General features: G+C 52.6%; 10 protein-coding genes and 1 rRNA gene. 4 read left to right on the top strand and 7 right to left on the bottom strand.

Annotated elements, in window-relative coordinates:
- Positions 1-115, top strand: a 5S ribosomal RNA gene (gene rrf, locus OGV94_RS03515).
- 457 nt (positions 116-572) lie between these two features.
- Positions 573-1,871 (top strand): MFS transporter, encoded by a 1,299-nt coding sequence (locus tag OGV94_RS03510; RefSeq protein WP_043017230.1) that lies wholly within the window; start codon positions 573-575, stop codon positions 1,869-1,871.
- On the opposite strand, the gene OGV94_RS03505 is transcribed toward OGV94_RS03510, so the two are convergent.
- The 5 genes from OGV94_RS03505 to trxC all read right to left on the bottom strand — a co-directional run bounded on the left by OGV94_RS03505 (position 1,868) and on the right by trxC (position 7,590).
- Entirely contained in the window at positions 1,868-2,203 is a 336-nt protein-coding gene (locus OGV94_RS03505) for a YfiM family lipoprotein (RefSeq protein ID WP_226791943.1), read from the bottom strand. The two genes, OGV94_RS03510 and OGV94_RS03505, sit on opposite strands and share 4 nt — an antisense overlap.
- Positions 2,204-2,235: 32 nt before the next feature.
- Positions 2,236-3,591: a CDP-diacylglycerol--serine O-phosphatidyltransferase gene (pssA, locus tag OGV94_RS03500; RefSeq protein WP_003835350.1), complete on the bottom strand. Its 1,356-nt coding sequence runs from the start codon at positions 3,589-3,591 to the stop codon at positions 2,236-2,238.
- A 114-nt stretch (positions 3,592-3,705) separates the two neighbouring features.
- Complete coding sequence (locus OGV94_RS03490; protein WP_286522589.1) at positions 3,706-6,366, bottom strand: bifunctional acetate--CoA ligase family protein/GNAT family N-acetyltransferase; 2,661 nt, start codon at positions 6,364-6,366, stop codon at positions 3,706-3,708.
- 36 nt (positions 6,367-6,402) lie between these two features.
- Complete coding sequence (gene tapT / locus OGV94_RS03485; RefSeq protein WP_043017228.1) at positions 6,403-7,101, bottom strand: tRNA-uridine aminocarboxypropyltransferase; 699 nt, start codon at positions 7,099-7,101, stop codon at positions 6,403-6,405.
- A gap of 69 nt (positions 7,102-7,170) precedes the next feature.
- Positions 7,171-7,590, bottom strand: a complete 420-nt coding sequence (gene trxC, locus OGV94_RS03480) for a thioredoxin TrxC (RefSeq protein WP_003037559.1) — start codon at positions 7,588-7,590, stop codon at positions 7,171-7,173.
- A 207-nt stretch (positions 7,591-7,797) separates the two neighbouring features.
- Between trxC and OGV94_RS03475 the strand changes: the two genes are divergently transcribed.
- A complete protein-coding gene (locus tag OGV94_RS03475; protein ID WP_043017227.1) occupies positions 7,798-8,877 on the top strand; it encodes a tRNA/rRNA methyltransferase in 1,080 nt (359 codons plus the stop codon).
- Between the two features lie 34 nt (positions 8,878-8,911).
- Here OGV94_RS03475 and ung read toward each other — a convergent pair whose 3' ends face one another.
- Positions 8,912-9,601 (bottom strand): uracil-DNA glycosylase, encoded by a 690-nt coding sequence (ung, locus tag OGV94_RS03470; RefSeq protein ID WP_080626221.1) that lies wholly within the window; start codon positions 9,599-9,601, stop codon positions 8,912-8,914.
- A 317-nt stretch (positions 9,602-9,918) separates the two neighbouring features.
- Between ung and grcA the strand changes: the two genes are divergently transcribed.
- The gene (gene grcA, locus OGV94_RS03465; protein ID WP_003037563.1) at positions 9,919-10,302 is read left to right on the top strand and encodes an autonomous glycyl radical cofactor GrcA; all 384 of its coding nucleotides are present in this window, start codon (positions 9,919-9,921) and stop codon (positions 10,300-10,302) included.
- Positions 10,303-10,415: 113 nt separating this feature from the next.
- On the opposite strand, the gene srmB is transcribed toward grcA, so the two are convergent.
- Positions 10,416-11,744 carry an ATP-dependent RNA helicase SrmB gene (srmB, locus tag OGV94_RS03460; protein ID WP_003835340.1) on the bottom strand — a complete coding sequence of 443 codons (1,329 nt, stop codon included), beginning with the start codon at positions 11,742-11,744 and terminating at the stop codon, positions 10,416-10,418.
- Positions 11,745-11,856: the final 112 nt, after the last annotated feature.

Here is an 11,856-nt window from a genome sequence, read left to right as displayed (position 1 = left end):
CTGGCGGCTGTAGCGCGGTGGTCCCACCTGACCCCATGCCGAACTCAGAAGTGAAACGCCGTAGCGCCGATGGTAGTGTGGGGTCTCCCCATGCGAGAGTAGGGAACTGCCAGGCATCAAATAAAAGCGAAAGGCCCGGTCGAAAGACCGGGCCTTTTGTTTTATGTGTGGTCTGTCGGTGAGCGCTCTCCTGAGGAGGACAAATCCGCCGGGAGCGGATTTGAACGTTGCGCAGCAACGGCCCGGAGGGTGGCGGGCAGGACGCCCGCCATAAACTGCCAGGCATCAAACAAGTGAAGAAGCCCATCCTGACGGATGGGCTTTTTTGCGTCTGTACGGAGTGAAAACCGCCGGATGCGGCGTCCCGCCTTATCCGTCCTACAAAACTCACACTATTTCTGGCTGATAACTCGGCTCTCTCCCTCGAACATATCTGAATCATTTTCCTGCTAATTAAAACCGTGATCTTTCTCGCACAATGAGTTATAACAATTATATAACATTTAGTTCACCAAAATAGACACAACCTTCATTGATAAATTAACGCGATCGTTGGCAGGGGTACAATTCTAATGGCTGATAGCAGTGTAACTGAGAACGGGATGCTGGCAGACGGCGATACCCGTCGTCGTATATGGGCGATTGTCGGGGCATCATCAGGGAATCTGGTCGAATGGTTTGATTTCTATATCTACTCTTTCTGCTCTCTCTATTTCGCTCATATCTTTTTTCCCTCCGGAAACACCACCACACAACTCTTACAAACTGCAGGCGTTTTTGCTGCAGGCTTTCTGATGCGACCGATTGGCGGCTGGTTGTTTGGTCGTATAGCAGATAAGCATGGGCGTAAAAAGTCTATGCTGCTGTCAGTTTGTATGATGTGTATGGGATCGTTGGTGATCGCTTGTCTACCGGGGTATGAGACCATCGGTACCTGGGCTCCTGCGCTATTGCTGCTGGCCAGACTATTTCAGGGGCTGTCTGTTGGTGGCGAATACGGAACCAGCGCTACCTATATGAGTGAAGTAGCCGTTGAAGGTAAGAAAGGTTTTTATGCTTCATTCCAGTATGTGACGTTAATTGGTGGGCAGTTACTGGCATTGCTGGTTGTGGTGATATTACAGCAAACGTTAGAAGACTCAGCGCTAAGATCGTGGGGGTGGCGTATTCCATTTGCGTTGGGTGCCGTACTGGCTATTGTTGCGCTATGGCTACGTCGCCAGTTAGATGAAACCTCAAAACAGGACGTTCGCGCGCTGAAAGAAGCTGGTTCTCTGAAAGGGCTGTGGCGTAATCGTAAAGCCTTTATCATGGTTCTTGGCTTTACCGCTGCAGGCTCGCTGTGTTTTTACACCTTCACAACCTATATGCAGAAGTATCTGGTTAACACCGCCGGTATGCATGCCAACGTAGCCAGCGGGATTATGACAGCGGCACTGTGTGTGTTCATGCTGGTACAGCCGCTGTTTGGTGCCTTGTCAGATAAAATTGGCCGACGTACTTCAATGTTGTGTTTTGGCGCGTTGGCCGCGATTTTCACCGTTCCCATTCTGACAGCATTGCAAAGCGTAACGTCCCCGTATATGGCGTTTGCTCTGGTGATGTGCGCTTTGTTGATCGTGAGTTTCTATACGTCAATCAGCGGTATTCTGAAGGCTGAAATGTTCCCGGCGCAGGTGCGCGCTTTGGGAGTTGGCTTATCTTATGCGGTAGCTAATGCCCTGTTTGGCGGCTCAGCCGAATATGTGGCGTTATCCCTGAAGTCTGTCGGTATGGAAACGACATTCTTCTGGTACGTTACAGCGCTGGCTGTCGTCGCGTTTTTAGTATCGCTGATGCTGCATGGGAAGGGGAAAGGTCTGCGCCTCTAGTAATGTGCCAGTTGCCAGACTGCATAGCCGGTAGACGCGCCTGCAACATCCCAGGCGAAGTCCTTCCAGCTCCAGCCGCTCCCAGCGGGGCGGCTGTCCCACAACTCTTTTGACGCGCCCAGGCTGACTGAGAACATCAGGCCGATAGCCGCACTGCGATCGCGGCTGTTACCCTGATGTTGGGCATATTCATTTCCGGCTGCGGCAAGCATGGCGGAGGCGATGAAGTGTTGAGCTTTGTCTTGTCCGCTCCAGCGGTCATTTGCCATGTGGCTGCAGCCAGAAATGGCCAGGATACTGGTAAGAATAAACAGGCGCACCGTTACCTCCATATGAAAAACCCCGTCACTGGACGGGGTCTTGGTTACAGAATACGGCTAATTAATCTGTCGATACGAATACGGCGTAATCGACGGATGAGCTTACGCACTTTGACTGGATAGTCAGCAATGCTTTGCAGGTCGCGATAGTGCTTAACCACTGTGGTATGCGTGCGGATAAGCTCCAGCTCTTTATCGCGCTGGGGAGTCAGCTCTTGCTTAGGATCGTGGATAAGGATGGCGTTTTCCAGATCCAGACGCCAGGCGCGAGGGTTAAGGTTGTTGCCGGTGAGCAGCATCCATTTATCATCAACCCACATACCTTTCAGATGATAGGTATTGTCATCATCTTTCCATAAGCGCACGACCAGCTGGTCGGTATTCACGTAATACTGCAATCTGCTCAGGAAACGGCGCAGATTGATTTCATACAGATATGGCAGCGCACCGATGATCTTGAATGGCTCATCTTCCGGAATGAAAAAGTCGTTGGCGGTTTTATCACCGACAATGATTTCGACCTTTTTCCCTTCACGCAGCAGCTGAATGATATTGCGCACCAGTATGGCAGGCAGGTTGAAATAAGGGGTGCAGATTGTGAGCTTGTGCTCCGCGCAGGGCATGAGGTGAAAAATGGTCTTATTTAACAGACTGGATTTACCAAGTCCCACCAGAGGCGTAACCGAAAGCTGTTCATTATCCGCATCACCCTGAAAATGGAATGACGCATCGCGCAGTTCCTGACGGTACAGGCGGATGTCATTTTTAATTTCCGGGCTTTTAGGGCGATTGATATCATCAAGGCGATTAACGCCGCGACCATTCATCAGGTTCTGTGTAACCCAATCGAACATGATATCGGCCATTTGCGCGTTGCGAATCAACTGATAGCGGTCATAGCGATATTTATCATGCTGATGCAGATAAACATCGTTCAGACTGGCCCCGCTGTACAGGACGCTGTCATCGATGATAAAGCCTTTAAAATGCAGGACGCCAAGTGCTTCTCGGGTGTTAATCGGAACTCCGTAGACAGGAATATCGATACCAGGGTTTTCTTGCGCCATTCGGCAATACCAGTCAGCGTTGGTATTCGAAGCCGCAGCACCAATACGTCCGCGCTGGGCTCGGTGCCAGTCCACAAGCACCCGGACATCCAGCTCAGGACGCTGCCGTTTTGCCGCATAGAGCGCGTCGAGTATGCCTTTGCCACCGTCATCCTGTTCCAGGTACAGCGCAATAATGCAGATCCGTCGCGTCGCGCTGGCTATTTTTTCCAGCAGAGTCTCCCTGAAATTAGCGGGAGCATAAAAGAAATCTACATCATCAACTGACTGAGAAATCTTGGGTAGTTGGGCAAGGTGTTGTTGATGTTTATTACGCTTAAATTTTGACAACATCACAGTGCATTTCTTCTCTGTTCATTGAAGGGTCCTCTGTGCTATGCAGACGACATAAGCGGGCAATGATACCACCAGTACCCATTAATGTGGTCAACATTTCCAGTACCTTACTCACGATTCCTCAAATTGGGCCAGATTAAGCGTTAGCCCAACAATTCCCTCTTCGAGCTGGACGTCAACAGCAAACCCGAGTTTTCGGGCCAGGGCGACCATCCCACGATTGTTTGGCATCGTAATACCATTCAAACGCATAAGTCCGTGATCTCGGGTATATGCAATTAACTTTTCCATCAACCGACGGCCCAGTCCGAGCCCTTTGAGATCTGAACGTACCAGCACGGCAAACTCGGCGTCAACGTTATCAGGATCCGAGATTGCCCTCGTTACGCCGAGGATCTCTTGCTGATTATCTTTACACCGTACCGCAACAAAGGCCATTTCCCGATCGTAGTCGATCTGCGTCATATTGGCTAAATCTTCGTGGGTAAATTCGTTGATCTCACTGAAATAGCGATAATAAAGATCTTCTTTGGTTACCTGAGAAATGAACTGCTGCAGATGAGGCTCATCCTCTGGCAAAATGGGGCGGAACAGGCAGCGCTCGCCGTTTTTCAACTCTACCCATTCTTCTAGCTGATGGGGGTAGGGACGTACCGCCAGTCTGCTTTCGTTATCGCCCGTGAATGGGGCAATGTCCAGCGTGACATCCAGTGCGGTAAATTCACCGGCGGAGGCCAGCAGCGGATGAATATCCAGACGCTGAATTTCCGGACAATCGACGATTAGGTTGGAGACCTGCACCAGAAGCTGACTTAACCCGGCGATATCCAGTGGGCGTAGTGCGCTACGAGCGCGGATCTTCTTATTTTTGATCCCCTGGATCACCAGATAACGCGCCAGATTCATATTCAATGGCGGCAATGCCACTACGGCTTGCTCTTCCGGTCGCCACTCAACCCCACCTTCACCCAGCATAATCAATGGGCCAAATACCGGGTCGTGTTCAACAACGACGCGAAGCTCCTGAGCGCCAGCGCGATTCGCCATACTTTGTACTAATAAACCGTGAATGCGTGCCTGCGGCCAGGCCATTTTTACCCGATCAAAAATCGCATTGGCGGCCTGCTGCACTTCTATTGCCGTACGCAGGTAGAGCATTACCCCCTGAACTTCTGATTTATGCGGTATATCAGGAGAACGCAGCTTTAGCGCCACCGGGTAGCCGATTTGCTCCGCGATGTGTACGGCTTCTGCGCTGTCGCTGGCGATCCACGTTGGCAGAGTGTGTAAGCCATAGGCCTGTAAAATCGGCTGCACTTCATGGGTATCCAGCGACGTTGCTCCTTCAGCAATCGCCTGCTGTAACAGATTATGCGCTTCGGCGGTGTTGGTGGTCAGGTAGTCCGGCAGCGCAGGCGTTTCCCGCAACTGCTTCTGGTTACGCCGATACTCCACCATATGCATAAACGCAGTGATGGTGCCTTCCGGCGTACGGTAGGTAGGTAATCCGGCTTCGCTAAACAGTCTACGGGCCTCCTGAGAGGAAAACTCTCCGCACCAGTTGGTCAGCAACGAGACGAACTTACCGCGTGGATGTCGCTTTACCGCTTCGATTAATGCTTGCGCGCTTTCGGTGCCGGGAGCGGCCGCGCTGGGGGAGTGAATTACCATCAGCGCGTCGAAATCCTGGCTGGCGAGCAAAATATCCAGCGTTTTAACGTAGTGTTCGCTGCTGGCATCATCACGCAGATCCAGCGGGTTGGCGATATCAACATGTTCAGGCAAGGCATCGCGTAATTTCTGGCTGGTATCTTCACTCAGCGTCGCCAGCTTGCCATTTTTTGACCACAGTTCATCTAATGCCAGTGCGGCTGGCGCGGCCCCATTGCTGATGATCATCAGTCTGTCGCCACGCAGCGGACGCATGTGGCTCAGGGTTTCGACCGCCGAGAACAGTTCGTGAGTATCTTGCACGCGTAATAAACCGGCGCGCTGGATAGCCGCGTCCCAGGCTGGGTCCATCCCTGCGCTGGTATGCAGTAAACGCTGCGCCGCTGGACTGCGACCGCTCTTAATCACCAGAATGGGTTTATTGCGCGAGGCGCTACGGGCGGCGGAAACAAAGCGCCGGGCATCGCTTAAATGTTCGAGATACAGCAATATTGCGCTGGTTTTGCTGTCGCGCGCCAGGTAATCCAGCAGTTCATCAACGTCGATATCCAGGCTGTCACCCAGCGCGATAAAGTAAGAAAAGCCCATTTCTCTCTGCTGTGCCCAGTCGAGTATGGTATTGGATACGGCAGCGGATTGAGAGATAAAAGCCAGCTTGCCGCGCTTAATCGGGACAGGGGAAAAGCTGGCGTTAAGCCCCTGCCAGGGGGCGAGAAGTCCCAGGCTGTTGGGGCCCAGCAAACGTATGTTGTAGCGTGATGCGCAGGCCAGCAGTTCTGCGTGCTGTGCCGCGGGAGCCGAGAGAATAATGCAGGTTTTACAGCCTTTCTCGCCAAGCGCTTCGAGTAACGCCAGGTTACGGCTGGCATTGGTGCACAATACTGCGAGGTCCGGGCTAAAAGGCAGGCTATTGATATTGGGCCAGGCCAGTACGCCCAACACCGCTTTCCATGCGGGCGTCACCGGTAAAACAGGTCCATTGAATCCCCCGGCAAGCAGGTTACGCATCATCAGGTAACCCGCGCGATTAGGCTTCATTGACGCCCCAATCACCGCAATGGATTTCGGTCGCAGTAGTGCTTCCAGACCACGCTGACTCATATCGGCTTCCTTAATGACACCAGTGACCGAATGATTTTAAACGCTTTCTGGCGAGTCTGCTGTGACGCTTCCCTGATGTTGGGTTTTTCCTGCCAGATAGCGGGTTTTAAAGCGAGTGAAATGATCGCTTAACCCTTCCGCGGCTTGCGTATCACCCGCCAGATCCAATAAGGCGATGGCCACTTCGGCGGTACAGTATTGCCCTTCGGCGTGAACGCCGCGCAGGTGGTAAGCAGAAAGACGCGATAAATCAACGGAGATTACCGGCAGGTTATCAAGGTACGGGCTTTTGCGGAACATTTTACGCGCCTCAGGCCAGGTACCATCAAGCATAATAAACAACGGTGGTTTACCGGCTGGTGGCGTGAAAATCACTTCACGCTCTTCGCCTGCATAAGAGGCCGGGAATACAACCATCGGCTGGTAATCCGGATTTTTCACCAGTTCGAGCAGCGCCTGAGGCGGTTCGGTGCGTGACCACTGAAAAGCCGTGGTATCGGGCAGAATATCGGCAATCAAACGTCCCGTGTTACTGGGCTTCATCGGCTCGGTGTCAAACATAACCAGACAAAAGCGACTTTTTGCCTCAGAGGGCATTAGCGTTGCGCACAAGCAGAGCTTCAGCGGCAGCAGGCAGCGCTGACAGCGGCGAATGCGATTACCTCGGGCAAGGAAAGGGCGCGTGGCGCGCGCAAGGCGCTCAGCGCGTAACAGAAGAACAGCGTTATCGGTCATGGGGAAACACGTTGAAAAACGCTATTGTCGCAGAGGTGAAAACGGGGCACAAGATGCGCCCCGTAGAGATTATAATGATTCGTTAAGCCAGCTATCAAACGGGGCTTTTGGTACAGCGCCGTTAAGCATGTCGACGATTTCACCTTTTCTGAAGATCATGATGGTCGGAATGCTGCGGATACCGAAACGGGCGCTGAGTTCACGCTCGGCTTCCGTATTCACTTTAACAAAACGCACTTTACCGCTACGCTCTTCCGCGACATCTTCAAAAATCGGGGCGAAGTTACGACATGGACCACACCAGGGGGCCCAAAAATCAACCACCACCGGGAGATCGTCTTTTAACAGTTTATCCAGTGTTTCACCGGTCGCATTGATCACCTCCCCATCAAACAGGTCGTGACCACAGCGTCCGCATTTAGCCGCTTCCTGGACACGATCGTCGGGGATACGGTTGATAGCCTGGCAGCTGGTACAAACGGTATTCATAACTAACCTCTGGATGAGTGGAGTGGACTTCACGGCAGTAACGCCAGTATGTTTCTATTATGTTACATATTATCGGGGAGTCTGTTCTAAACAACAATGCGTTTTATTCAATGAGTACAATAGTCCTTAGCTTTTAAATGAAATAATGGCTAACGACGTGCACATCGGGTAATCTGCGCGCTTCGCGCAGAGCAGGTGGAGAAAAACATGAGCGACGAACTGAAGAATAAAAACGGCAAGGTCAAAGTGATGTACGTCCGCAGTGACGATGACTCGGACAAACGCACCCAAAATCCACGTACTGGTAAAGGCGGCGGTCGCCCCGGTACCTCCCGAGCCGAAGGCGGTCGTCGCCCTGCCCGTGATGACAGAAAGGGTCCGAACAGCGAACGTGGCCGTGAACGTGGTCGTGACCGCGATGTAGAACGCGACCGCAGACGTGAAGATTCACCATGGCGTACCGTGTCCCGCGCACCGAGTGATGACGCAGCGGACAAAGCCGATCACGGCGGTATTAGCGGCAAAAGCTTTATCGATCCTGAAGTATTACGCCGTCAGCGCGCGGAAGAAACTCGCGTTTACGGTGAGAATGCCTGTCAGGCTCTGTTCCAGAGTCGTCCGGACGCCATCGTCCGCGCCTGGTTTGTTCAGAGCGTAACCCCGCGCTTTAAAGAAGCATTGCGCTGGATGGCGGCAAACCGCAAAGCCTACCACGTGGTTGACGAAGCCGAGCTGGCGAAAGCCTCCGGCACTGAACACCATGGCGGCGTTTGCTTCCTGATCAAAAAGCGTAACGGCACCACCGTTAAGCAGTGGGTTGGTCAGGCAGGGGCGCAGGATTGCGTGCTGGCTCTGGAAGATATTGCTAACCCGCACAACCTGGGCGGCATGATGCGTAGCTGCGCCCACTTTGGTGTGAAAGGCGTGGTAGTTCAGGATGCGGCGTTGCTGGAATCGGGGGCGGCTATCCGTACAGCTGAAGGCGGAGCTGAGCACGTTCAGCCGATCACCGGTGACAGCATTGTCGATGTGCTGGACGACTTCCGTAACGCGGGTTACACGGTAGTGATGACCTCAAGCGTGAAAGGCAAACCGTTGTTTACTACCACGTTGCCGGAAAAAATGGTGCTGGTATTAGGGCGTGAGCGTGAAGCTCTGCCAGAAGCAGCATGCTCAGCCGACGATCTGTGCGTAGCGATTGACGGTACGGGCAAGGTAGAAACGCTCAACGTTTCTGTCGCGACCGGCGTGCTGCTCGCGGAGTGGTGGCGTCAGAACAAAGCCTGATCATAAAAATGCCAGCGAATCGCTGGCATTTTTTTTACTCGCTTTCCGCAGGTAATACCGGCGTCCAGTCAATTGGCTTTTCACCTCGTTGTTCCAGCCACTCATTCGCCAGTACAAAGTGATTGCAGCCAAAGAAACCGCGATGCGCAGAGAGCGGTGATGGGTGGGGCGCTTTCAACACATGGTGACGCTGCGTATCAATAATCGCGCCTTTCTTCTGTGCGTGAGAACCCCAGAGCAGGAAAACCACGCCTTCCCGATGTTGGTTAATCAGGCTGATAACTTTATCAGTAAATGTTTCCCACCCCAGGCTGGCGTGCGAATGTGCCTGACCGGCGCGGACGGTGAGTACGGTGTTGAGTAACAGCACGCCCTGGCGTGCCCAACTTTCCAGATACCCGTGGGTTGGGCGCGTGAAGCCTGGAATCGTCGCTTCCAGCTCTTTGTACATGTTCAGCAACGAAGGCGGAGTGGCAATGCCGGGGCGGACAGAGAACGCGAGACCGTGTGCCTGGCCTGGACCGTGGTAAGGGTCCTGACCCAGGATGACGACTTTCACGTCGCCAAGCTCGGTAAAGCGAAAAGCATTGAATACATCTTTTTGCGGCGGGTAAATTGTCATACCCGACTGACGCTCGCCCGCCACAGTATGCAGCGTGTTAACAAAATAAGGCTGCTGTTTCTCTTCTGCCAGCACATCGTGCCAGGTTAATTCGGTAGCCATTTCGCTCTCCTGCGAATTTTCAATCCCCCTAGCTTAACTGCTTCTTTCGGCGTCGCAAAATTCTGTACGTTTCTCAAGGGACTACCCCTTAAAGATAGTTGAAAATTTATGTAAAAAGTTTAGCTGCATGTATGGCGTAAGTTGATGTAAAACAATAAAATCCACCCATCACCACTTTTCATGTGTGGTTTTTGTTGATTTAAATCAAAGATTCAAGGGTGTGTGAGGGGTATATATACACTCAAGCAACAATGGTTTTACCAATTGGCCGGATGACGGCCAACCGAGATCAAATAATTTTGCCGGGGAGGCATCAAATGATTACAGGTATCCAGATTACTAAAGCTGCAAACGACGACCTGCTGAACTCTTTCTGGCTGCTGGACAGCGAAAAAGGCGAAGCACGCTGCATCGTTGCGAAAGCAGGTTTCAATGCTGATGAAGTCGTTGCCGTCAGCAAACTGGGTGAAATCGAATACCGTGAAGTGCCGGTAGACGTACAGCCGGAAGTCCGCGTGGAAGGTGGTCAACACCTGAACGTAAACGTTCTGCGTCGCGAAACGCTGGAAGATGCGGTTAAGCATCCGGAGAAATATCCACAGCTGACCATCCGTGTTTCTGGTTATGCCGTGCGTTTCAACTCTCTGACCCCAGAACAGCAGCGCGACGTTATTGCTCGTACCTTTACTGAGAGCCTGTAAGGCTACTGGGGAATAACCCCCGTTCAGCAGAGAATCTGAAAGCGGAAGATGCCAGTGCGTCTTCCGCTTTTCTGTGCACAAAAAATGCCGGGCTAGACGGCCCGGCATTCGGTTTACTCTTTGTCGGACTGCTGAGTCGCAGCTCCGCTCGGCTTACGACGTTTGCCGATATTTTTGGCGTCGCGGTGACGTTTTTTCACCCGAGGTTTCTCTTTCTCTTTGGCTTTTTTCTCGGCGCGCTTTGCCAGCACTTTCTTGGATGGCTTACCGTTAGATTTCTCACTTGGCGCGCGCGTGGTTGGACGCAGTTCGTCGATGACGCGTGCTTTCAGTGGCTCGTCAATATAGCGGCTCGCTTTGCCGAGCAGCAGATGGTCGTGCGCTTCAACCAAAGAGATCGCTGTACCTTTACGGCCTGCGCGACCGGTGCGACCAATGCGGTGCAGATAGGCATCGCCACTGCGTGGCATGTCGAAGTTAAACACGTGGCTAACGTCAGGAATATCGATCCCGCGTGCGGCAACGTCGGTTGCTACCAGTACGTTCACGCGACCATCGGTCAGACGTTTGATCGCTTCGTTACGTTTGTTCTGCACCATCTCGCCTTCGAGATAGCAGTTATTAATGCCTGCCTGGCGCAGCCAGCCTGCCAGCTCGTGTACACGCTCGCGTTTGCGTACAAAGACAATTGAGCGGGTCGCTTCCGGCTGTTTTAACAGATGGATCAGCATGGCAGTTTTGTGCTCGATATCATCGGCACGGTAGTAAAATTGATGGATCTTCTTGCGTTCACGGGTGGACGGATCCGCTGAGACTTCGACCGGATCTTCCAGCAGACGCTCGGCAAAATCTTTAATCGCATCGCCTTCCAGCGTGGCGGAGAACAGCATGGTTTGCTTACGCCACCGGGTTTCACCGGCGATATGCTCGATGTCCTGGGCAAAGCCCATGTCCAGCATGCGGTCTGCTTCATCGAGGATCAACGTCTCAACTGCATGACAGTCGAAGTTCTCTTCTTTAATGTACTGCAGCAGACGACCGGTAGTGGCGACCACGATGTCCTGGTTTTCGCTAAAGACTTCCATGTGGTTCATGTAAGCCACGCCGCCGGTAATCGTTGCGATATCCAGATGCGTATTCTTCGCCAGCTCACGGGCGTGTTCGGCAACCTGCATCGCCAGTTCGCGCGTCGGTGTCAAAATTAAAATGCGCGGCGGACCAGATTTCTTGCGCGGGAAGTCGAGCAGGTGCTGCAACGCTGGCAGCAAATATGCCGCCGTTTTACCGGTGCCTGTCGGCGCAGAACCGAGTACATCACGGCCATCGAGCGCAGGCGGAATGGCGGCAGCCTGAATGGCGGTCGGGCGAGTGAAACCTTTTTCCTGGAGGGCATCCAGAAGGCTTTCATCGAGTTCAAGTTCGGAAAAAGTCGTTACAGTCATGTTCTACCTCTGAGTGGGGCGCTGATTATAGACGTTACGGCTGCAATCTTCATCTGTTTGTATGGATATACCTTCTCAGGTATTGTTTTTATCCTATGTTATCGTTTTTTTT

The organism is Citrobacter sp. Ce006, assembly GCF_030336535.1.
Taxonomy (GTDB): Bacteria; Pseudomonadota; Gammaproteobacteria; order Enterobacterales; family Enterobacteriaceae; genus Citrobacter; species Citrobacter europaeus.
The sequence above is the reverse complement of the archived record's forward strand: the minus strand, read 5'-3'. Positions and strand labels throughout refer to the sequence as shown.

What these genes read in the sequence shown, in the direction of transcription:
- OGV94_RS03510 (WP_043017230.1), top strand. Translation starts at nt 573, where the DNA reads ATGGCTGATAGCAGTGTAACTGAGAACGGGATGCTGGCAGACGGCGAT.
- OGV94_RS03505 (WP_226791943.1), bottom strand. Translation starts at nt 2,203, where the DNA reads ATGGAGGTAACGGTGCGCCTGTTTATTCTTACCAGTATCCTGGCCATT.
- pssA (WP_003835350.1), bottom strand. Translation starts at nt 3,591, where the DNA reads ATGTTGTCAAAATTTAAGCGTAATAAACATCAACAACACCTTGCCCAA.
- OGV94_RS03490 (WP_286522589.1), bottom strand. Translation starts at nt 6,366, where the DNA reads ATGAGTCAGCGTGGTCTGGAAGCACTACTGCGACCGAAATCCATTGCG.
- tapT (WP_043017228.1), bottom strand. Translation starts at nt 7,101, where the DNA reads ATGACCGATAACGCTGTTCTTCTGTTACGCGCTGAGCGCCTTGCGCGC.
- trxC (WP_003037559.1), bottom strand. Translation starts at nt 7,590, where the DNA reads ATGAATACCGTTTGTACCAGCTGCCAGGCTATCAACCGTATCCCCGAC.
- OGV94_RS03475 (WP_043017227.1), top strand. Translation starts at nt 7,798, where the DNA reads ATGAGCGACGAACTGAAGAATAAAAACGGCAAGGTCAAAGTGATGTAC.
- ung (WP_080626221.1), bottom strand. Translation starts at nt 9,601, where the DNA reads ATGGCTACCGAATTAACCTGGCACGATGTGCTGGCAGAAGAGAAACAG.
- grcA (WP_003037563.1), top strand. Translation starts at nt 9,919, where the DNA reads ATGATTACAGGTATCCAGATTACTAAAGCTGCAAACGACGACCTGCTG.
- srmB (WP_003835340.1), bottom strand. Translation starts at nt 11,744, where the DNA reads ATGACTGTAACGACTTTTTCCGAACTTGAACTCGATGAAAGCCTTCTG.